Here is a 19,415-nt window from a genome sequence, read left to right on the forward strand (position 1 = left end):
TCTCCTCAGGTCAGGTTGGTTTAATACCGGCGCGTGGCTTCGGCAATCTTCTGGTCGGTCTTGAACTGGCTCAGTGCATACACGGCCCAGATGGTGGCCGGCAGCCAGCCGATCAGGGTGATTTGCAGGATCAGGCAAATGATGCCGGCGATCGGGCGACCGATGGTAAAAAAGGTCAGCCATGGAAAAATCAGGGCAATCAATAAACGCATGGTCTTTTCCTTGGTTGTGCATTAGTGAATTCATTATAGGTCCGCTTGCAGGCCGTGTCCGCGCGCCATCGCACACTACTTGGCCTTCAGATGCTCGATCAGCTGGCGCGCGTACAGCGGCAGTTCGCTGAACTGGCGTACGCAGATCGTCAGGTTGCGCACCGACCAGGGGTCAAGCAATGCCATGCAGCGCAGCGCCATCGTCTGCTGGCAGCGGCGCGCCGCCGCCTGCGGCACTACGCCGACGCCCACGCCGCTGGCGACCATGCGGCAGACGGCGTCGAAACTGCGCAGGCGCACGCGCACCTTGAGCGGCCGGCCGATACGCGCCGCGTGCAGGCCCAGGTATTGCTGCAGCGCGCTGTCGTCGGCCAGGCCGATGAAGTCGTGTTCCAGCAGGCTGGCAAAATCGACCGCGCCATCCTGGCCAAGGGCGCGGTGGTGCACGCCGTCGGCCGCCGCAATCGCCACCAGGCGGTCGGGCCGGAACAAAAACGTCTGCAAGCCGCGCATGTCGACCGAATCGGAGACGATGCCCATGTCGGCCAGCCCTTCCGAGACGCCCTTGACAATATCGTAGCTGAGGCGCTCTTCCAGGTCGATGGTAAGGTTGGGATGGCGGTCCAGGAAAGTGCCCAGCGCTTCGGGCAAAAACTCGCTGAGCGCCGAGGTATTGCACAGCAGGCGCAGCTGCCCTTTCAGGCCACGCGCAAATTCACCGAGATCGCCGCGCAGCTTTTCCATTTGCTGCAACACCAGCCGCGCGTGGTGCAGCAGGGTCTGGCCGGCCGGCGTGGCTTGTACGCCGCGCCGCCCGCGCAGCAGCAGCGGCATGCCGAGAGCATCCTCCATGCCGCGCACGCGCGCACTGGCGGACGCCAGCGCCAAGTGGCTGCGCGCGGCGCCCGCCGTCAGGCTGCCAGCTTCCACCACGTGCACGAACAGCTGCAAATCGACCAGATCAAAACGCATGATGCTACCTCCTGCACAGATCATAGCAGCCTTCGTTTTTGCCTCAGGCTGGCGCTGCCAAATCCCGCTTTGCACGGCCGCTGGCTGCGCGCAAAATCGTCCCATATTTACTCTTGAAACAGATCATGCAGACTTCGTTCCTGCTGGCCGTAGGCGCCAGCTTTATCCTCGCTGGCTTCGTCAAGGGCATAGTGGGCCTGGGCCTGCCGACGGTGGCCATGGGCCTGCTCAGCCTGGTCATGCCGCCGGTGCAGGCAGCGGCCCTCTTGATCGTGCCGTCGATGGTCACCAACGTGTGGCAGCTGGCGGCAGGTCCCGGCGTGATGCCGCTGCTGCGGCGGCTATGGCCCCTGCTGGCCTGGACTATGGCCGGCACGCTGCTTGGGGGTGCACTGCTGCCGCGTGACAGCGCGACCTGGACAGTGGTGGCGCTGGGCGTGGCGCTGATGGCCTATGCGCTGGCGGGACTGTGTTCGTTGCGGCTGGTGGTGGCGGTGCGCCATGAGCGCCTGCTGGCGCCACTGGTCGGTGCGGCAACCGGACTGGTGACAGCCGCCACCGGCGTGTTCGTGATACCGGCCGTGCCGTATCTGCAAGGATTGGGGCTGAAACGCGATGAACTGGTGCAGGCGCTGGGCCTGGCGTTTACCGCGTCGACTCTGGCGCTGGCGGCCAGCCTGGCGCTGCATGGAGACTTTCACCTGGGTGACGCCAAAGCTTCGGGCCTGGCCCTGCTGCCGGCCTTGGGCGGCATGCTGGCCGGCCAGTGGCTGCGCGGGCGCATCGCGCCGGAGCTGTTCAGGAAATGCTTTTTTGTCGGCCTGTTTGCGCTGGGCCTGCATTCGGCGGTGAAGCCATGGCTGGGGTGATCCACATCGCATGGCAGGGTGTATGCACACTGTGCGCCTGGGTCGACGGCGAGCAGGTGGGCATGCTCGATCTGAGCGTCGTGGGATGTGCAGTCACGGTCAACATGGTGTTCGTCAAGCCACCGTTTCGCCGCCGTGGCATCGGCGGCGCGCTGCTGCAGGCGCTGCGACAGCGCCATCCGCAGGCGCTTATTCCAGGCCGAGTATCGAGGCTACCGACGATTCAAGCTGCTCGACCAGTTCCGGCTGCATGAACTTGTAATCGTCGGGAATATCGAGCACGTGGATGGTTTTGCCCTCGAGCAGGCGGCCGAACTGCGCGCGCAGGCGCGACTGGTGCTTTTCTTCCATCACGAAGATGATCTCGCACCAGCCCACATCGTGTTCGCTGACAGGGTGGCGCGCATTCGAACTGGTGCCGCCCGAGCGCACCGACAGCGCCGGATGGCGGCGCCATACCCGCTCCGCCGTCGGGCTGCGCCACTGGTTGCGGCTGCAGACAAAAAGAACGTTCAAGCGCGCACTCAGATACCGTAGCGGGCGCGGTAGGCGGAAACGGCTTCCTTGTGCTTCAGCAGTTCCGGATCGGCGCCGGCGCCGTTCAGGTAGCCGAACAAATCATCGAGGTTGCCGATCGAGATGACGGGAATGCCATACTGTTTCGTCACTTCCTGCACTGCCGAACTTGGCGACAGCTGGCCGTCCGGACCCGAGCGTTCCATGCGGTCCAGCGCGATCAGCACGGCGCACGGTTCGGCGCCGGCGGCGCGTATCATGTCCACCGATTCGCGCACCGAAGTACCGGCCGAGATCACGTCGTCGATGATGACGACCTTGCCCTGGAGCTTGGCGCCGACGATGGTGCCGCCTTCGCCATGGTCTTTCGCTTCCTTGCGGTTGAAGGCGAACGAGGTGTTGCGGCCCTTGCCGGCCAGCGCCACGGCGGTGGCCGAGGCCAGCGTGATGCCCTTGTAGGCGGGGCCGAACAGCATGTCGAATTCAACACCCGAGTCGAGCAGGGTCTGGGCGTAGAACTGGGCCAGTTCGGCCAGGGTGGCGCCGTCATGGAACAGGCCCGCGTTGAAGAAGTACGGCGACTGGCGGCCGGCCTTGGTGGTGAACTCGCCGAACCGCAAGACTCCCTTGGATACCGAAAACGCGATAAACTGCTGGCGTAAATTATTCACATGAGCCTCATTTTTTAAAAGTGCCTGTATTTTAATCCGCGCGCTACGGCGAGACAATCGCTGCGTTTGCCGCCCACCTGCATTCTGACCATGCCAAAAATTATCTCCGCCAACCTGAACGGCATCCGTTCCGCCGCCAAAAAAGGCTTTTTCAACTGGATGGGCACGCAAACGGCCGACTTCATCTGCGTCCAGGAACTCAAGGCGCAACTGCCCGACATGACGCCGGAATTCCTCAATCCGCACGGCTACCATGGCCATTTCCACTACGCCGAAAAGAAGGGCTACTCCGGCACCGGCGTGTACAGCAAGGTGGAACCGGATGCCGTGCATATCGGTTTCGGCTGCCCTGAATTCGACGCCGAAGGCCGCTATGTGCGCTGCGATTTCGGCAACCTGTCGGTGATTTCCGTCTACTGCCCGTCCGGCTCGTCCGGCCCTGAACGCCAGGAAGCCAAGTTCCGCTTCATGGAGGTGTTTTTGCCGCACCTGCTGACATTGAAGGCGCTGGGACGCGAAGTGGTGATCTGCGGCGACTGGAATATCGCCCACCACGAGATCGACCTGAAGAACTGGAAGGGCAACAAGAAAAATTCGGGCTTCCTGCCCGAAGAGCGCGCATGGCTCACGCGCGTATTCGATGAAGTCGGCTTTGTCGACGTGCACCGTGGCCTCGACAAGCGCGAAGACCAGTACACCTGGTGGAGCAACCGTGGCCAGGCCTACGCGAAAAACGTCGGCTGGCGCATCGATTACCATGTGGCGACGCCCGGCATTGCGGCCCAGGCGCATACCGTCAGCGTGTACAAGGACGAGAAGTTTTCCGATCACGCGCCGTTGATCATCGATTACACGATCCGCGCGTAAGTTCTACAGGCTGCGCCGGCTTTCAAAACGGCGCAGCTCGCCCGTCAAGGGATCGGCAAAGGAAATCGCGCGCGCCAGCAGCTGCAACGGCTGCGACATGTCGTCTTCCTTGCATGGCAGCGCCAGCGGATAAAACGCATCGTTGACGATGGGGATGCCCAGCGCGGCCAGGTGCACGCGCAGCTGGTGCTTGCGGCCCGTGTGCGGCTGCAGGCGGTACAGGGCCAGCTCGCCACGTTCTTCGATGATGTCGATGATGGTTTCCGAATTCGGCTCGCCCGCTTCCTCGCGCATGATGAAAAACTTGTCGCCGTCGACCATGCGGCTGCGGTAGGTGAACGGAAAATCGCGGCCGTGCAGGCGCGGCGCCAGCGCTTCATACACCTTGCTGATTTCACGGCGCTGGAACAGCGTTTGATACGCGCCGCGGCTGGCCTGCCGGCGTGAAAAAATCACCACCCCGGCCGTCTCGCGGTCAAGGCGGTGAATTGGCGTCAGCTCGGCGCAATCGAGTTTTTTCTTCAGCCGCGTCAGCAAGGTCTCCTGCACGAAGCGCCCGCCTGGCGTCATCGGCAAAAAATGCGGCTTGTCGACCACCACCAGGTTTTCGTCTTCGAACAGGATCTGCTCCTGGAACGGTATCGGCGTTTCGCGTTCGAGTTCGCGGTAATAAAAAATGCGCATGCCGCGCCGGAACGGGCTGGCAGGCAGCAAGCGCTCGCCGTCGCCGTTGACCACCTCGCCGCGCGCCATGCGGTCTTGCCACTGCGCCGCGCTGATCTGCGGATAGCGCTCAAGCAGAAACGCCAGCATGTCCGGCCACTGCCCCTCGGGCAGCCACAGATAGCTGGCGGCCACGCCATCGCGCATTGGCAGTGGTGGTGCCGTCATGTCTTAGCGCGAGGCGACGGCGTTGCTGCGGTAGGCCGGCAAGTCGTTGACGGAGACACCCTTGCTGCGCGCATACAGCGGCAGCACCTGCGCCATATGGCTGTTCATCTGTGAAATACGGTCCTTGCCCGACGGGTGGGTCGACAGGAATTCCGGCGGCGCACCCTTGTTCAGCGCGGCCATTTTTTGCCACAGGATGACGCCGGCGCGCGGGTCGAAACCGGCGCGTGCGGCCAGGTCCATGCCGATCAGGTCCGCTTCGCGCTCGTCGTCGCGCGAGAACTTCAGCATCACGCCCTGCGCCGCCATATTGGTGGCGGTACCGGTGATGTTCGGGTCCACGCCCAGCCAGGCCGACAGGCCGGCGCCGACCAGCTTCGAGCCGACGGCGGCCAGGTTGCCCTTGCCGGCCTGCGCCTGCGAGTGCTCGCGCAGCGCATGTGAAATTTCATGGCCCATGACGATGGCCACTTCGTCGTCGGTCAGGTTCAGCTTGGTGATAATGCCGCTGTAGAAAGCGATCTGGCCACCCGGCATGCAGAAGGCGTTGACCTGGTCGGAATTGAGCAGGTTGATCTGCCAGTTCCAGTTGGCCGAAGCTTCGTTCCAGCGCGTGGCGAACGGGATGATGCGCTGGGCGATCGCGCGCAGGCGCTTGACCTGCGGGTCGCTGTCGGGCACCAGCGCGTTTTTTTCCTTGGCTTCGTTGACCAGCTGCGTATATTGCTGCTTCGATTGTTCATTGAAATCGACACCGCCGGCGAACATCCGCGTGCTCGACAGCGGACGTACCTTGATGCCGTCCTGGACCACGGCCTGCGCCAGCGCCGGCAGCGGCGCGAACGCAGTGGCCGCGCACAGGCTGGCGGCCATGGCAAGACGTTTGAAAGTAGTGGTGGTTGGCGTCATTTGATCAGGCTCCATGAAACAGGGTTAACAGTGCCCGCGATGGCGGGCCAATCTTGCACATTAGCATACAGTTTGGCCACCACCTTGCACTAAACCAACATGCAAGCATGGTCTCAGTGCACGGCCTTCTTGCGCAGGCGGAACACCGCCAGGTCACCGCGCAGGTTCGGCAGCACGGACACCATCTTGCCTTCGGCCAGGGCCACGCAATCGATCACTTCCAGGCCGCATTCCTCGGCCAGTTCGCGGAAGTCGTTGATGGTTGCGCAACGTACGTTGGGCGTATCGTACCACTGGTAGGGCAGCGATTTGGACACCGGCATGCGGCCCTTGAGCAAGGACACGCGGTGCGGCCAGTAGGCGAAATTCGGAAACGAGACGATGGCCTCGGTACCGACGCGCACGATGTCGCGCAGCAGCGGCTCGACCTGCTTCATCATCTGCAGTGACGACAGGCACAGCACCGTGTCGAAACTGTTGTCGCCGAAGATCGCCAGGCCCTTTTCCATGTCCTGCTGGATCACCTGCACGCCGCGGCGGGTGCTGGCCAGCACCTTGTCGTCGGCGATCTCCAGGCCGTAGCCGCTGCAGCCCTTGCCGCTGCTCTGCAGGTATTCGAGCATCACGCCGTCGCCACAGCCGACGTCAAGCACATGGGCCTGGTCCGGCACCCAGTGGGCGATAAAGGCCAGGTCGGGGCGCAGCGCGCTCAGTTCTTCGAAATTCATGCGGTCTCCTTCGTGCCCTGGCGCACGGCAGTGTTCTGTACGGCGGCCGGGACGCCAGCCTCGATCTCGTTCCACACCTGGCCGTAATAGGCGCGCACCATGTTCATGTAGCGCGCGTCTTCTAGCAAGAAGGCGTCGTGGCCGTGCGGCGCATCGATCTCGGCATACGTCACCTGGCGCCGGTTGCACACCAGTGCCTCGACGATTTCGCGGCTGCGCTCGGGCGAAAAACGCCAGTCGGTGGAAAACGAGGCCAGGAAGAACTTGGCTTTGGTACCTGCCAATGCCTTGGCCAGGTTGCCGCCGTGGGCGCGCGCCGGGTCGAAATAATCGAGCGCCTTGGTAATCAGCAGATAGGTATTGGCGTCGAAATACTCGGAGAATTTGTCGCCCTGGTAGCGCAGATACGATTCGATCTCGAAGTCGATGCCGAAACCGAATTTATAGTCGCCCGTCTGCGCCGCGTCGCGCAGCTTGCGGCCGAATTTCTCTGCCATGTCGTCATTCGACAGATAGGTAATATGGCCGACCATGCGCGCCACGCGCAAGCCGTTCTTCGGCACCACGCCGTAGGCATAAAAATCGCCGCCACGGTAGTCGGGGTCCGACAAAATGGCCTGCCGGGCGACGTCGTTGAAGGCGATATTCTGCGCCGACAGCTTGGCCGTCGAGGCGATCACCACGCAGTGGCGCAAGCGTTCCGGGTACATGATGCTCCAGGCCAGCGCCTGCATGCCGCCCAGCGAGCCGCCCATCACGGCGGCAAACTGTGTGATGCCCAATTCATCGGCCAGGCGCGCCTGCGCGCTGACCCAGTCTTCCACCGTCACGACAGGAAAAGTCGCGCCATACGGCTTGCCGGTGGCCGGATTGACATGCATCGGGCCGGTCGAGCCGAAGCAGGAGCCCAGATTATTGACGCCGATGACGAAGAAGCGGTCGGTGTCGAGCGGCTTGCCGGGACCGACCATATTGTCCCACCAGCCGGTGCTTTTCGGGTCGCCGGCATAGGTGCCAGCCACGTGGTGCGAGGCGTTGAGCGCATGGCAAACCAGCACTGCGTTCGATTTGTCGGCGTTCAGGGTGCCGTAGGTTTCATACATCAACATATAGTCCAGCAGCGATGCTCCGCTTTGCAGCTGCAGGGGTTGCGCAAAATACATGGTTTGCGGCGATACGATTCCAATGGATGACATGGTGTGTCGGTTTATCTAGGGGGCGGCCCCGCGGGCCATGGTTGATGCGGAGTCGCGATGAAAGGCTCCGCAGCTTCAGCAGGACGCATCTTGCCGCGCGCAATGCGTCCTGCTGGTGTTGAAACGACAGTTTACATCAGCTGCAGTTGTTCGACAGCTTCGGCGATCACATTTGGCTCCATCGACCGCATGATTTTGCGCATTTGTGGCGCAATCAGCGCCAGATCGCTATTGAGGATCTCCTGCTTGACGGCCAGCAGCTGGGCCGGATGCATGGAAAACTCGCGCAGGCCCAGGCCCAGCAGCAGCCGCGTGAGCTTGACATCGCCCGCCATCTCGCCGCACACGGCGACGTCGATGCCCGCCTTGTGGCCGGCGGCAATCGTCATCGAGATCAGTTGCAGCACCGCCGGATGCAGCGGGTTGTACAGGTGCGCCACTTCGTAGTCGACGCGGTCGATCGCCAGGGTGTACTGGATCAGGTCATTGGTGCCGATCGACAGGAAATCGAGCCGCTTGACGAACATCGGCAGTGCCAGCGCCGCGGCCGGGATCTCGATCATGGCGCCCACTTCAACCGCATCGTCGAACTTGATGCCTTCTTCGCGCAAGGCGGCCTTGGCCTGCGCGATCATGGCCAGCGACTGATCGATCTCGAAGGCATGCGCCAGCATCGGGATCAAAATGCGCACCTTGCCGTAGGCCGAAGCGCGCAAAATTGCGCGCAGCTGGGTCAGAAACAGCTGCGGCTCGGCCAGGCAATAGCGGATCGCACGCAGGCCCAGCGCCGGGTTCAGCGCCGTATGGTCGGACTGGTCGAGCGGCTTGTCGGCGCCGATGTCGAGCGTGCGGATGGTCACCACCTTGCCCTTCATCGACTGCACGGTCTGGCGGTAGGCCTCGAACTGCTCGTCCTCCGATGGAATCTTGTGGGCGCGGCCCATGAACAGAAATTCGGAGCGGAACAGGCCCACGCCGACCGCGCCGGACTCCAGCGCGAACGGGCAGTCGTCGGGCAATTCGATATTGGCCAGCAGGGTGATGGCGGTGCCGCATTTGGTGACGGCCGGGGTTTTTTTCAGCTTGCCCAGCTTTTTGCGCGCACGCTGCATCGCCACCTGGCGCTCGCGGTACTGCTCCAGCACCAGCGGGCTGGGGTTGGCGATCACCACGCCGGCATCGCCGTCGATGATCAGCCAGTCGTCCTGCTCGATCAGGGTCGAGGCCTGCGACATGCCGACCGCCGCCGGAATGTCGAGGCTGCGCGCAACGATCGCCGTGTGCGAGTTCTGCCCGCCGACGTCGGTAATGAAACCGACAAACGAGCGGTCGCGGAACTGCAGCATGTCGGCCGGCGAGATATCATGCGCGACCACGATCATCTGTGCCGTGAATTCATCTTCGGCGGCCGCCTTGGGCAGCAGCTGCTCGGTGCCGAGCAGTACTTTCAGCACCCGCTCGGCCACTTGCTGGATGTCGGCCTTGCGCTCGCGCAGATAGGGATCTTCGATTTCGTCGAACTGGGCCGACAATTCATCGATCTGCGTCAGCAGCGCCCATTCGGCGTTGTAGTGGCGCGAACGGATGATGTCGAGTGGCGCTTCGGAAATCATCGGGTCGGACAGGATCAGCGCATGCACGTCGATAAAGGCGCCCAGCTCGGTAGGGGCGTCTTTCGGCAGCTCGTTCCACAGGGTTTGCAATTCCTTGTGGACCGCGGCGATCGCATTTTGCAGGCGCAGCACTTCGGCTTCGATCTGCTCCTGGGCGACCAGGTAGTGCTTGACGTCAAGCGCTGCTGGCGCCAGCAGGTGCGCGCGGCCGATGGCGATGCCGCGCGAAACCGGAATGCCGTGGAGCGTGAAAGAAGCCATGGGGTGACCTGTGGGAAGACGGCTGCGGCTGCGTTCGGCGGACATTACTCGCCTTCGCCAAACCTGTCGTTGATCAGGGCGGTCAAGGCATCGACACACGCCTGTTCATCGGCGCCCTCTGCTTCCAGGGTCACTTTCGCGCCCTTGCCGGCGGCCAGCATCATCACGCCCATGATGGACTTGGCGTTGATGCGGCGCGCGTTGCGAGTCAGCCAGACATCGCTCTTGTAGCGGGCGGCCATCTGGGTGAATTTGGCCGAGGCGCGCGCGTGCAGGCCCAGCTTGTTGATGATTTCGAGTTCTTTTTGAATCATTTTTGTCTAGTCTCTATCCCTGAAAAAAAACTCCCACCGCCGTCAGGGCGGCGGCCATGGCACTTTTATTCGCCCACGCGAATGCGGTTGTCGACGCGCACGGCGCCGCTTTGCGCACCGGCCAGCGCCATCTCGACCACCACATCAAGCGTATCGCGGCGGTAGGTGATGGCGCGCAGCAGCATCGGCAGGCTGATGCCGGCGATCACTTCCACACGGCCCGCATCGGCCAGCTTGTTGCAGCAGTTCGACGGCGTGCCGCCTTTCACGTCGGTCATCACCAGCACGCCGGCGCCGTCGTCGAGGCGGCAGATGGCGGCCGAAGCCAGCTTCTGCACTTCGGCCAGGTCCTGATCGGCCAGCACGTCGATCGCTTCAAAACGCTCGGTCGGTCCGCGAAACACGTGCGCGCAGGCGGCAATGAAAGCCTGGCCCAGCGGCGCGTGTGTCATGAGCAAAATCCCTACCATATTGATTCCTTATGCCGTGTGCGCAGAAGACTGCGCCACGCCCTGCTCGACCGCATCGATAAACATGGCGGCCACGTCAAAACCGGTCTGCTGCGCAATTTCCTGGAAGCAGGTCGGGCTGGTGACGTTGACTTCCGTCAGGTAGTCGCCGATCACGTCCAATCCTACCAGCATCAGGCCCCTCGCGGCCAGGATGGGGCCCAGCTTTTCGGCGATTTCCAGGTCGCGCGCCGTCAATGGCTGGGCCACGCCCTTGCCGCCGGCCGCCAGGTTGCCGCGCACTTCGCCGTTTTGCGGAATGCGCGCCAGGCAATACGGCACCGGCTTGCCGCCGATCACCAGGATCCGCTTGTCGCCCTTGTCGATATCGGCGATGAAACGCTGCGCCATGATGGTCTGCGCGCCGTTCTCGCTCAACGTTTCGATGATGGCGCCCAGGTTCAGCGCGTCGGCCTTGACGCGGAAGATGCCGGTGCCGCCCATGCCGTCGAGCGGCTTGAAGATCACGTCCTGGTGCTTGGCATGGAAGGCGCGCAGGCGCGCTTCGTTCGAGGTGACCAGGGTTGGCGAGGTGAATTCCGAAAACTGCGCGATGGCCAGCTTTTCATTGTTGTCGCGGATTGCCGACGGCTTGTTGAATACTTTCGCACCCTGCTTTTCGGCCAGTTCCAGCAAATACGTGCCGTACACATACTCCATGTCGAACGGCGGATCCTTGCGCTCGATGATGGCGTCAAAAGTGGACAGCAGCACTTCCTCGCGTGACTCGACCTTGTACCAGTCGTGCTCGTCGCCGGTCAGGGTGATGTGCTGCACTTGCACCGTGACGATGCCTTCTTCCAGCGCCATGTCCTTCTGTTCGAAGGCGTAAATGGCGTGGCCGCGGCGGGCCGCTTCGCGCATCATGGCGAAAGTGGAATCTTTGTAAGTCTTGAAGCCTGCCAGCGGATCGGCAAGGAATGCAATTTTCATGAGGCGGTCCAGTCGGAATGCGGGAAGAAGAAGGCTTGATTCTAGCCGAGATCGCCAGGCGGGGTTCTGACCCCGCCTGGCCGGCCATGCGTCAGCGGTTCAATACACTTCGGGGTTCGGGTCCGTGCGTTCCATTTCCAGCGACGCGGCCAGCAAGGCCAGGCGCGCCACCACGCCGTACACATAGAAGCGGTTCGGCGCGGCCGTGCCCGGCTTGGCCTTCAGATCCGGTACCGCATGCTGCTGGGCAAACGCCAGCGGCACGTATTGCGAGCCGGGCGCGTTCAGGTTCTGGTCCACGCCCTTTTCAGCGTGCACGCGGTAAAAGCCTCCCACCACATAGCGGTCGATCATGTAGACCACCGGCTCGGCCACCGCATCCTTGATGCTTTCAAAGGTCGGCACGCCTTCCTGGATGATCACGTCGGTGACCAGCTGGCCATCCTTGACGATGGACATTTTTTCGCGCTGCTTGCGCGACAGGTCGCGCACTTCGCTGGCGTCGCGCACCGTCATGATGCCGGTGCCATAGGTGCCCGCGTCAGGCTTGACGATGACGAACGGCTTTTCCTTGATGCCGTATTCCTTGTACTTCTTGCGGATCTTGGCCAGCAGCACGTCGACGCTGGCGGCCAGCGCATCTTCGCCCTCGCCTTCCTGGAAGTTCACGCCGCTGCACTTGGCGTGGAAAGGGTTCAGCATCCAGGGATCGACGTCGATCATCTTGCCGAATTTTTTCACCACTTCATCGTAGGCCGTGTAGTGGTTGCTCTTGCGGCGCAAGGCCCAGCCCGCATGCAAGGGCGGCAGCAGGCTTTGTTCATGGATGTTTTGCAGGATGTCGGGAATGCCGTCGGACAGATCGTTGTTCAGCAAGATCGTGCAAGGATCGAAATCTTTCAAGCCCAGGCGGCGGCCATTGTTCAGGCGCACCAGCGGCTCGATCACCAGCATATTGCCGTCCGGCAGGGCCAGCGGCGTGGGCTGGGTAATCTCGGGCGACCAGGAACCGAAACGCACGTGCAGTCCCGTCTGGCGGAAGATCTGCATCAGGCGTGCCACGTTCTGCAGATACTGCGGCGTGGTGTTGTGCAATTCCGGCACGATCAAGAGGTTGCGGGCGTCCGGGCAATATTTGTCGATCGCGGCCATCGCCGCCTGCACCGACAGCGGCAGCATTTCGGTAGCCAGGTTGTGAAAACCGCCAGGGAACAGATTGGTGTCGACCGGGGCCAGCTTGTAGCCGGCGTTGCGCAAGTCGACCGAGCAATAGAATGGCGGCGTATGTTCTTGCCATTCCATGCGGAACCAGCGCTCAATGGCCGGCGTGGCGGCGAGGATCTTTTTTTCGAGGTCGAGCAGCGGTCCGGTCAGGGCCGTGACGAGATGGGGAACCATAGTTACATCCTTAAATTATGTGCAGTATTCAAAAAAGCACACAGAACTGCCGACTATATTACCGTGTAAGTAGCCCAAATCGGGGCAAAAGCCTTGTTTTAAAGACCTTCGCCGTTCCCCAGACGAAAAAAAGGCGCCTCAACGAGGCGCCTTTCCGGCAAAACAACTCACAACATCAATAATTAACCGTGGTAAGCCTGCTCGCCGTGGCTGCTGATGTCCAAACCTTCGCGTTCTTCTTCTTCCGGTACGCGCAGACCGATGACGATATCGACCAGCTTGTAGGCGATCACGGAAACCACGGCCGACCAGATGACCGTGGTGCCGACCGCTTGCGCCTGTACCCACACTTGATGGCCGATCGAATACGGATCGGTCGAGATTTTATTGGTGACATAGTCGAAAATGCCCTGGCCACCCAATTGTGGCGCAGCAAACACGCCGGTCAGGATGGCACCCAGGATACCGCCGACGCCGTGCACGCCGAACACGTCGAGCGAATCATCGGCACCGATCAGGCGTTTCAGGCCAGTCACGCCCCACAGGCAGACGATACCGGCCAGCAGGCCGATCACCAGGCCGCCCATCGGGCCGACAAAACCGGCCGCAGGCGTGATCGCCACCAGGCCGGCAACCGCGCCGGAAGCGCCACCGAGCATCGAAGGCTTGCCTTTGGTGATCCATTCACCGAATACCCACGACAGCGTTGCAGCAGCGGTCGCCAGCATGGTGTTGACGAAGGCCAAGGCAGCCAGGTCGCCTGCTTCCATCGAGGAACCGGCATTGAAACCGAACCAGCCCACCCACAGCAGGGAAGCGCCGATCATGGTCATCGTCAGCGAGTGTGGCGCCATCGATTCACGGCCGTAGCCGACGCGTTTGCCGATCATGATCGCGCCAACCAGGCCAGCGACAGCGGCGTTGATGTGCACCACGGTGCCGCCGGCGAAGTCCAGCGCGCCTTTTTGATAGATCCAGCCAGCCTTGGCGGCTTCAACCGCGACCGAAGCGGCGTCGGTGATCATGTCAGGACCGGTCCAGAACCACACCATGTGGGCCGCTGGCAGGTAGGCAAACGTGAACCACAGTACAACGAAAGCCAGTACGGCCGAGAACTTGGCGCGCTCGGCAAAGGCGCCGACGATCAGTGCGCAGGTAATCGCCGCAAACGTGCCCTGGAAGGCCACGAAGACGAACTCGGGAATGACCACGCCCTTGCTGAAGGTAGCGGCAACGGCAAAGGTGCCAGTGGCCGGATCCCAGATACCGTTCAGGAAGGCGCGGGCAAAGGTGCCGAAGAACGCATTGCCTTCAGTGAACGCCAGCGAGTAGCCATAGATGCACCACAACACGACCACCAGGGAGAACACCATGAACACCTGCATCAGCACCGACAGCATGTTCTTGGAACGCACCAGGCCGCCGTAGAACAGGGCCAGGCCAGGAATTGTCATCAGAATGACCAGGATGGCGCAGACCATCATGAAACCGGTGTCGCCCTTGTTGGGTACCGGTGCGGGCGCCGCCGCAGGTGCAGCAGCAGGAGCGGCGGCCACTGCGGCAGGCGCAGGAGCGGCGGCTGGCACGGCAAGCGGTGCGACTTCCGGCGTGGCGACAGCGGCCGTGGTGGCCGCGGCAGCTTCCGGTTTCGCAGGTGCATCGGCAAAACTTGGCGCGGAGACGCCAAATGCAAACAGACAGGCTACCCCAGCTAGCAATTTTGTTATATTTTTACGCATCAATATTCCCCTTAGAGCGCTTCGTTGCCGGTTTCGCCGGTGCGGATGCGGATGACTTGTTCCAGAGTGGTGACGAAAATCTTGCCATCGCCGATTTTACCGGTACGCGCGGCGCCTTCGATCGCTTCGATGGCCTGGTCGACGATGGCGTCATCGACGGCTGCTTCAATCTTGGTTTTTGGCAGGAAATCGACCACGTACTCGGCGCCACGGTACAGTTCCGTGTGGCCTTTCTGGCGGCCGAAACCCTTCACTTCCGTGACGGTAATGCCTTGCACATTAATAGCTGACAAGGCTTCGCGCACTTCGTCCAGCTTGAAGGGCTTGATGATCGCGGTAATCATTTTCATGGCAATCTCGCTTAAAAAGTTTTGGAAACAGTCAGTACTGCACCGGTTTTGGCCAGGTTCTTGCCGTTCGGCGCGAAGGAATCGATATTCGCCTTGACCGCCGCCAGCGACACGGTCACCACGCCGTAGTCTTTGGTCACGCCGATCTTGTAATCGTTGTAGCTGAGGGAACCGTTATGGGCGACCTTCTGGTGGCCGGCGTGCAGGTTCAGCATATAGCCGTCGGTGATTTCGACATTGGCGCCGACGTCGAGATAGCCGCTGTTCTTGCTGTCGGCCACGCCGAACAAATTAGTGGTCGAGTGGGAATACTTGATATAGGCAGGACCGAAACCGAGCTGGCCATACAGTTCAAAGGTATTGGCGTTGGTGCTCAGGCCATTCGACGGGTAGAAGTAGTACAAGCCGCCCACGTCGTAGCTGATGCCCTCGCTGATCTCGCCGCGCTTGCCGCCGTAGACATCCCATTCGATATTCGTGTCGCCACCACCGTCCTTGATCCATTTGATGCTCGACAGCCAGGTGCCCAGGTACAGGCCGGTCGGATTGTGCGTGTAATCGGCGCCGCCGCTGATGGCCGGTTTCAAACGCGTTTGCGACACGCCGCGATAACGGTAGTCGCTGGTCAGGGCCACGTTGTACGCCACCACATTGTCAGGCACTGCTTCGGCCGCGGCTGGCGCTGCGGCAACTTCCTGCGCCATGGCAGCACCGCACATCGCGGACATGGCAAATGCCAGCGTAGCTGCTACAGTCATGCTCTTGGACAGATTCTTCATGGCGATTCCCTTTTATTGAACTTTTAAAGCGGTTGAGGTTTAAAATCTGGTCTGGCGATCACAAAGCGTTCATTAACTCTTTAGCAGAATGCGTGCCAGCTTCATTGCCACCTTGACAGCTGAATTTCCGTCCATACATAGCCTGCAAGCCCTAGGAAATACGGAAGATGGCCGAGCAATCTTGTTGAACCTTTCACTTTCGCACCACATTAAAGCTGATGTGCACCGCAATGGTGCGATGCACTTGCAGCACCACTAAGGACATACCATGGACATGAATACTTTCTTTAACGATTTGCAGGGCAAGATCCACCAGGCCATCGAAAATTCGCCGGCCAAGGATATCGAAAAGAACGTGAAGTCGATGATGACCCAGGGCTTCGCCCGCCTGGACCTGGTCACGCGCGAGGAGTTCGATATCCAGGCACAGGTACTGGCCAAGACGCGTGCCAAACTCGATGCGCTCGAACTGCGCGTGATCGAACTCGAAGCACGCCTGAATGACTCCAAAACAGTCAATGTCAGCAAGCCCCTGTAAAGCAGTCAGTACTGGCGAACCTCAAGCGTCATGCCCAAGCAAGCACTAGACTGATCCTGCCCGCGCACCGCGGTGCAGGGAGATGTCATGAGCCTGGCAGTCTTGAAAAGCCGCGCCCTGGCCGGCATGGAAGCACCCGAGGTCAATGTCGAAGTGCATCTCGCCAATGGCCTGCCCTCGTTTACCATCGTTGGCCTGCCTGACACCGAAGTCAAGGAGTCACGCGACAGGGTGCGTGCCGCGCTGCAAAACTGCGGCTTCGACATGCCGGCCAGGCGCATCACGGCCAACCTGGCGCCAGCCGACCTGCCGAAGGAATCGGGACGCTTCGACCTGCCGATCGCGCTGGGCATCCTGGCCGCCTCTGGCCAACTTCCCGCCGAACGACTGCATGAATATGAATTTGCCGGCGAGCTGTCGCTGTCGGGACAGTTGCGGCCCATCCGTGGCGCGCTGGCGATGACGTTTGCCATGCAACGCAGCAAAAGTGGCGCGCCGCGCGCCTTCATTTTGCCGCACGCTAATGCTGATGAGGCAGCGCTGGTGCCGAACGCCAGCATCTATCCGGCCCACAGCCTGCTCGAAGTGTGCGCCCATTTTGCAGCGCGCGATCAGCGCACCGCCCTGCAGCGGCACCAGCCAGCCTTGCTGGCGCCGCATTTTTCCTATCCCGACTTTGCCGACGTACAAGGACAGCACCATGCGCGGCGGGCGCTGGAGGTGGCTGCCGCCGGTGGCCACAGCCTGCTGATGGTGGGGCCGCCCGGCGCCGGCAAGACCATGCTGGCCAGCCGCTTTCCCGGCATCTTGCCGCCGATGAGCGATGAAGAGGCACTGGAAGCGGCGGCCGTACATTCGCTGGGCGGCAACTTCAAGGTGGAAAACTGGAAACGCCGGCCGTATCGCGCGCCGCACCAGACGGCCTCTGGCGTGGCCCTGGTCGGTGGCGGCAATGTGCCGCGTCCCGGAGAAATTTCACTGGCCCATTGCGGCGTACTGTTTCTCGACGAAATCGCCGAATTCGAGCGCAGGGTATTGGACGTGTTGCGCCAGCCGATGGAGTCCGGCGTGATCACCATTTCGCGCGCGGCGCGCCAGGCCGAGTTCCCGGCACGTTTTCAACTGATCGCCGCCATGAATCCCTGCCCCTGCGGTTATCTGGGCCATGCGTCCGGCCGCTGCCGATGCACCCCGGACGCCGTGCTGCGCTACCATGGCCGGCTGTCGGGTCCGCTGCTCGACCGCATCGATTTGCAAATCGAAGTGCCGGCCATGGCGCCGGCAATGCTGGGCGCGAAGGCGGTTGCCGGTGAAAGCACGGCGGCGATCGCCGCGCGCGTGGCGGCAGCGTTTGCCTTGCAGCTGGCGCGCCAGGGAAAAGCCAACCATCAACTGGACAATCAGGAAATCGCGCTATATTGCCAGCTCGACGCACCTGGCGAACAGCTGCTGCACGGCGCCATGCTGCGTCTGCACTGGTCGGCACGCACCTATCACCGCGTATTGCGTGTGGCGCGCAGCATTGCCGACCTGGCCGGCAGCAGCACCATCACCAGAGTGCATGTTGCCGAAGCCATACAGTACCGGCGCGTATTGCATGTTGCCTGAGCCGTGCGCGTGCGCGATTGCATGCAACAGGCAGCACTGCTACCATCGCCTGATGAAAAAAACATCATTCACCGCCATCGCCAGCGTGCTGGCCACCGCCACCATCCTGGCCGCTTGCAGCCCCAAATTCGACTGGCGCGAATATCGCAGCCCGGATGCGCACTTCACAGCGCTGTTTCCCGGCAAGCCCGCCGTGCTGACGCGCGAGATAGATCTCGATGGCAAGAAGGTCAGCCTGACCATGACGGCCAGCGAAGTCGATGGCAATACCTTTGCCATCGGCAGCGCCGAGCTGGGCAGCGCGGAACAGGCACAGGCCGCCTTGCCGGCCATGAAGCAGGCCTTGCTCAACAATATCAAGGGCACAGTGCGCAGCGAAAAGTCGGCCACGGCGGCCAGCAGCAACGCCGCTGGCACGCACCAGAAAAGCAGCGTCAGCATCGAAGCCACGGGCACCCAGAATGGCCAGCCAGCCTTGCTGGTCGGACGCTTCGTGGCGCAGGACAAGCGCATCTTCCAAGTCGTTATTCTCGGGCAGGAAAGCAAGCTGTCGCGCGAGAATATCGACACCTTTATGGACTCGGTCAAGATTGAGTGAGAAATTTCTGCTTAGCCCAAACTTAAAATCACGGCCTTGGCACTTGTAAATAAGTGTCCCGTCCAACACATGTTGCTGTCCGGCTTGCAGACGCCCTGTGCAAAAATCCAAGTCGTGATATGGTTTCATGACTAACAACAAGAATTCAGAAAGCCTATTATGTTGATCTCATTCAAATCCAAATCCTCCCCTGCAGTCCTGATGTACCAGGAACACGCGCAACGTATCCTCGACATCCTGCACAAGAGCCCGACGCGCGGCGTGATCACGCCTGCGGAAGCAGGCCACGCGCTGGAGCTGCTGGAAAAAGAAGTGGCTGAAACCAAAGCCCACCCGGAAAACGACATCGAACACGATGCGCATACGCCAGAAACCCTGGAAGATGGCGAGTCGGGTGAACACGCACGTGCGCAAAAAGTCCATTTTTCTCAGCGCGCCTTCCCGCTGATGGAAATGCTGCGCTCGGCCAAGGCCGAAGGCGAGAGCATTATCTGGGGTATTTGATACCGTACCAGAAAGTAATGGACGAAAAAAAAACCCCGCTCATCACTGAGCGGGGTTTTTCTTTACTACGAATAACAAGCCTGACGATAACCTACTTTCACACTGGTTGCAGCACTATCATCGGCGCAGAGTTGTTTCACGGTCCTGTTCGGGATGGGAAGGGGTGGTACCAACTTGCTATGGTCATCAGGCATAACTTTTTCAACAACCTGCTCCCAACGGGGCAGCAGGCCATCTGATCTGAGGAGGAGAATTATATAGCAATCCGCGTCGACAAGGTGGCCAATATATCGATTTCTGACACAATAAAACAGCAGACGAAAAAAAACCCCGCTCATCACTGATCGGGGTTTTTCTCTACTACGAATAACAAGCCTGACGATAACCTACTTTCACACTGGTTGCAGCACTATCATCGGCGCAAAGTTGTTTCACGGTCC

The 19,415-nt window shown here is 61.2% G+C and carries 23 protein-coding genes and 1 rRNA gene; 7 read left to right on the forward strand and 17 right to left on the reverse strand.

The genetic code is table 11. The features are described from left to right. Positions 1–20 precede the first annotated feature (20 nt). Together AC0Z42_RS16300 and AC0Z42_RS16305 are read right to left on the reverse strand one after the other, a co-directional pair. Entirely contained in the window at positions 21–212 is a 192-nt protein-coding gene (locus tag AC0Z42_RS16300; protein ID WP_065308202.1) for a YqaE/Pmp3 family membrane protein, read from the reverse strand. 75 nt (positions 213–287) lie between these two features. Beyond that, positions 288–1,184 carry a LysR family transcriptional regulator gene (locus AC0Z42_RS16305; RefSeq protein ID WP_485469239.1) on the reverse strand — a complete coding sequence of 299 codons (897 nt, stop codon included), beginning with the start codon at positions 1,182–1,184 and terminating at the stop codon, positions 288–290. A gap of 125 nt (positions 1,185–1,309) precedes the next feature. On the opposite strand from AC0Z42_RS16305, the gene AC0Z42_RS16310 reads away from it, so the two are divergent. Then, positions 1,310–2,053, forward strand: a complete 744-nt coding sequence (locus AC0Z42_RS16310) for a sulfite exporter TauE/SafE family protein (protein ID WP_485469240.1) — start codon at positions 1,310–1,312, stop codon at positions 2,051–2,053. After that, positions 2,041–2,307, forward strand: coding sequence for a GNAT family N-acetyltransferase (locus tag AC0Z42_RS16315; protein ID WP_485469241.1), 267 nt, complete (start codon positions 2,041–2,043; stop codon positions 2,305–2,307). The genes AC0Z42_RS16310 and AC0Z42_RS16315 overlap by 13 nt, the downstream gene beginning before the upstream one ends. Here the strand turns inward: AC0Z42_RS16315 and AC0Z42_RS16320 are convergent. Beyond that, complete coding sequence (locus AC0Z42_RS16320; RefSeq protein ID WP_485469242.1) at positions 2,243–2,569, reverse strand: low molecular weight protein tyrosine phosphatase family protein; 327 nt, start codon at positions 2,567–2,569, stop codon at positions 2,243–2,245. The two genes, AC0Z42_RS16315 and AC0Z42_RS16320, sit on opposite strands and share 65 nt — an antisense overlap. 8 nt (positions 2,570–2,577) lie before the next feature. Then, positions 2,578–3,240, reverse strand: coding sequence for an orotate phosphoribosyltransferase (gene pyrE, locus AC0Z42_RS16325; protein WP_485469243.1), 663 nt, complete (start codon positions 3,238–3,240; stop codon positions 2,578–2,580). Between the two features lie 90 nt (positions 3,241–3,330). On the opposite strand from pyrE, the gene AC0Z42_RS16330 reads away from it, so the two are divergent. Next, positions 3,331–4,107 carry an exodeoxyribonuclease III gene (locus tag AC0Z42_RS16330; protein WP_485469244.1) on the forward strand — a complete coding sequence of 259 codons (777 nt, stop codon included), beginning with the start codon at positions 3,331–3,333 and terminating at the stop codon, positions 4,105–4,107. Positions 4,108–4,110: 3 nt separating this feature from the next. On the opposite strand, the gene AC0Z42_RS16335 is transcribed toward AC0Z42_RS16330, so the two are convergent. From AC0Z42_RS16335 to AC0Z42_RS16390, 12 genes are all read right to left on the reverse strand, one after another. Continuing rightward, on the reverse strand, positions 4,111–4,998 hold the full coding sequence (locus tag AC0Z42_RS16335) for a pseudouridine synthase (RefSeq protein ID WP_485469245.1): 888 nt from the start codon (positions 4,996–4,998) through the stop codon (positions 4,111–4,113). Positions 4,999–5,001: 3 nt separating this feature from the next. Next, positions 5,002–5,907, reverse strand: a complete 906-nt coding sequence (locus AC0Z42_RS16340; protein ID WP_485469246.1) for a M48 family metallopeptidase — start codon at positions 5,905–5,907, stop codon at positions 5,002–5,004. Between the two features lie 113 nt (positions 5,908–6,020). Then, positions 6,021–6,635 carry a methionine biosynthesis protein MetW gene (gene metW, locus AC0Z42_RS16345; protein WP_094443154.1) on the reverse strand — a complete coding sequence of 205 codons (615 nt, stop codon included), beginning with the start codon at positions 6,633–6,635 and terminating at the stop codon, positions 6,021–6,023. Further along, positions 6,632–7,831, reverse strand: a complete 1,200-nt coding sequence (gene metX / locus AC0Z42_RS16350) for a homoserine O-succinyltransferase MetX (RefSeq protein ID WP_485469247.1) — start codon at positions 7,829–7,831, stop codon at positions 6,632–6,634. Before metX ends, metW begins: the two co-directional genes overlap by 4 nt. A gap of 131 nt (positions 7,832–7,962) precedes the next feature. Further along, positions 7,963–9,705 carry a phosphoenolpyruvate--protein phosphotransferase gene (gene ptsP / locus AC0Z42_RS16355; protein ID WP_485469248.1) on the reverse strand — a complete coding sequence of 581 codons (1,743 nt, stop codon included), beginning with the start codon at positions 9,703–9,705 and terminating at the stop codon, positions 7,963–7,965. Positions 9,706–9,749: 44 nt separating this feature from the next. Beyond that, on the reverse strand, positions 9,750–10,019 hold the full coding sequence (locus AC0Z42_RS16360) for an HPr family phosphocarrier protein (protein ID WP_485469249.1): 270 nt from the start codon (positions 10,017–10,019) through the stop codon (positions 9,750–9,752). A gap of 65 nt (positions 10,020–10,084) precedes the next feature. Next, a complete protein-coding gene (locus AC0Z42_RS16365) occupies positions 10,085–10,489 on the reverse strand; it encodes a PTS sugar transporter subunit IIA (RefSeq protein ID WP_485469250.1) in 405 nt (134 codons plus the stop codon). Between the two features lie 9 nt (positions 10,490–10,498). Continuing rightward, the gene (gene gshB / locus AC0Z42_RS16370; protein WP_485469251.1) at positions 10,499–11,461 is read right to left on the reverse strand and encodes a glutathione synthase; all 963 of its coding nucleotides are present in this window, start codon (positions 11,459–11,461) and stop codon (positions 10,499–10,501) included. Positions 11,462–11,560: 99 nt separating this feature from the next. Further along, complete coding sequence (gshA, locus tag AC0Z42_RS16375) at positions 11,561–12,859, reverse strand: glutamate--cysteine ligase (protein WP_065308189.1); 1,299 nt, start codon at positions 12,857–12,859, stop codon at positions 11,561–11,563. Positions 12,860–13,041: 182 nt separating this feature from the next. Continuing rightward, a complete protein-coding gene (locus AC0Z42_RS16380) occupies positions 13,042–14,598 on the reverse strand; it encodes an ammonium transporter (RefSeq protein ID WP_485469252.1) in 1,557 nt (518 codons plus the stop codon). Positions 14,599–14,609: 11 nt separating this feature from the next. Next, positions 14,610–14,948 (reverse strand): P-II family nitrogen regulator, encoded by a 339-nt coding sequence (locus AC0Z42_RS16385; protein ID WP_065308187.1) that lies wholly within the window; start codon positions 14,946–14,948, stop codon positions 14,610–14,612. Between the two features lie 11 nt (positions 14,949–14,959). Next, a complete protein-coding gene (locus tag AC0Z42_RS16390; protein WP_485469253.1) occupies positions 14,960–15,727 on the reverse strand; it encodes a TorF family putative porin in 768 nt (255 codons plus the stop codon). A 268-nt stretch (positions 15,728–15,995) separates the two neighbouring features. Here AC0Z42_RS16390 and AC0Z42_RS16395 point away from each other — a divergent pair, with 268 nt between their 5' ends. From AC0Z42_RS16395 to AC0Z42_RS16410, 4 genes are all read left to right on the forward strand, one after another. Then, on the forward strand, positions 15,996–16,265 hold the full coding sequence (locus AC0Z42_RS16395) for an accessory factor UbiK family protein (protein ID WP_485469254.1): 270 nt from the start codon (positions 15,996–15,998) through the stop codon (positions 16,263–16,265). 87 nt (positions 16,266–16,352) lie between these two features. Next, positions 16,353–17,873 (forward strand): YifB family Mg chelatase-like AAA ATPase, encoded by a 1,521-nt coding sequence (locus tag AC0Z42_RS16400; RefSeq protein ID WP_485469255.1) that lies wholly within the window; start codon positions 16,353–16,355, stop codon positions 17,871–17,873. Positions 17,874–17,925: 52 nt separating this feature from the next. Beyond that, positions 17,926–18,471 (forward strand): hypothetical protein, encoded by a 546-nt coding sequence (locus AC0Z42_RS16405; protein ID WP_485469256.1) that lies wholly within the window; start codon positions 17,926–17,928, stop codon positions 18,469–18,471. A gap of 159 nt (positions 18,472–18,630) precedes the next feature. Continuing rightward, positions 18,631–18,975 carry a DUF1840 domain-containing protein gene (locus tag AC0Z42_RS16410; RefSeq protein WP_485469257.1) on the forward strand — a complete coding sequence of 115 codons (345 nt, stop codon included), beginning with the start codon at positions 18,631–18,633 and terminating at the stop codon, positions 18,973–18,975. A 78-nt stretch (positions 18,976–19,053) separates the two neighbouring features. On the opposite strand, the gene rrf is transcribed toward AC0Z42_RS16410, so the two are convergent. Beyond that, positions 19,054–19,166 (reverse strand): 5S ribosomal RNA (gene rrf / locus AC0Z42_RS16415). Positions 19,167–19,415: the final 249 nt, after the last annotated feature.

The sequence above is a fragment of the Janthinobacterium sp. 1L-D-8-B-C4 genome (assembly GCF_057291295.1).

Coding starts and splice junctions, on each gene's coding strand:
- AC0Z42_RS16300 (WP_065308202.1), bottom strand. CDS start 212: ATGCGTTTATTGATTGCCCTGATTTTTCCATGGCTGACCTTTTTTACC.
- AC0Z42_RS16305 (WP_485469239.1), bottom strand. CDS start 1,184: ATGCGTTTTGATCTGGTCGATTTGCAGCTGTTCGTGCACGTGGTGGAA.
- AC0Z42_RS16310 (WP_485469240.1), top strand. CDS start 1,310: ATGCAGACTTCGTTCCTGCTGGCCGTAGGCGCCAGCTTTATCCTCGCT.
- AC0Z42_RS16315 (WP_485469241.1), top strand. CDS start 2,041: ATGGCTGGGGTGATCCACATCGCATGGCAGGGTGTATGCACACTGTGC.
- AC0Z42_RS16330 (WP_485469244.1), top strand. CDS start 3,331: ATGCCAAAAATTATCTCCGCCAACCTGAACGGCATCCGTTCCGCCGCC.
- AC0Z42_RS16335 (WP_485469245.1), bottom strand. CDS start 4,998: ATGACGGCACCACCACTGCCAATGCGCGATGGCGTGGCCGCCAGCTAT.
- AC0Z42_RS16340 (WP_485469246.1), bottom strand. CDS start 5,907: ATGACGCCAACCACCACTACTTTCAAACGTCTTGCCATGGCCGCCAGC.
- metW (WP_094443154.1), bottom strand. CDS start 6,635: ATGAATTTCGAAGAACTGAGCGCGCTGCGCCCCGACCTGGCCTTTATC.
- metX (WP_485469247.1), bottom strand. CDS start 7,831: ATGTCATCCATTGGAATCGTATCGCCGCAAACCATGTATTTTGCGCAA.
- ptsP (WP_485469248.1), bottom strand. CDS start 9,705: ATGGCTTCTTTCACGCTCCACGGCATTCCGGTTTCGCGCGGCATCGCC.
- AC0Z42_RS16360 (WP_485469249.1), bottom strand. CDS start 10,019: ATGATTCAAAAAGAACTCGAAATCATCAACAAGCTGGGCCTGCACGCG.
- AC0Z42_RS16365 (WP_485469250.1), bottom strand. CDS start 10,489: ATGGTAGGGATTTTGCTCATGACACACGCGCCGCTGGGCCAGGCTTTC.
- gshB (WP_485469251.1), bottom strand. CDS start 11,461: ATGAAAATTGCATTCCTTGCCGATCCGCTGGCAGGCTTCAAGACTTAC.
- gshA (WP_065308189.1), bottom strand. CDS start 12,859: ATGGTTCCCCATCTCGTCACGGCCCTGACCGGACCGCTGCTCGACCTC.
- AC0Z42_RS16380 (WP_485469252.1), bottom strand. CDS start 14,598: ATGCGTAAAAATATAACAAAATTGCTAGCTGGGGTAGCCTGTCTGTTT.
- AC0Z42_RS16385 (WP_065308187.1), bottom strand. CDS start 14,948: ATGAAAATGATTACCGCGATCATCAAGCCCTTCAAGCTGGACGAAGTG.
- AC0Z42_RS16390 (WP_485469253.1), bottom strand. CDS start 15,727: ATGAAGAATCTGTCCAAGAGCATGACTGTAGCAGCTACGCTGGCATTT.
- AC0Z42_RS16395 (WP_485469254.1), top strand. CDS start 15,996: ATGGACATGAATACTTTCTTTAACGATTTGCAGGGCAAGATCCACCAG.
- AC0Z42_RS16400 (WP_485469255.1), top strand. CDS start 16,353: ATGAGCCTGGCAGTCTTGAAAAGCCGCGCCCTGGCCGGCATGGAAGCA.
- AC0Z42_RS16405 (WP_485469256.1), top strand. CDS start 17,926: ATGAAAAAAACATCATTCACCGCCATCGCCAGCGTGCTGGCCACCGCC.
- AC0Z42_RS16410 (WP_485469257.1), top strand. CDS start 18,631: ATGTTGATCTCATTCAAATCCAAATCCTCCCCTGCAGTCCTGATGTAC.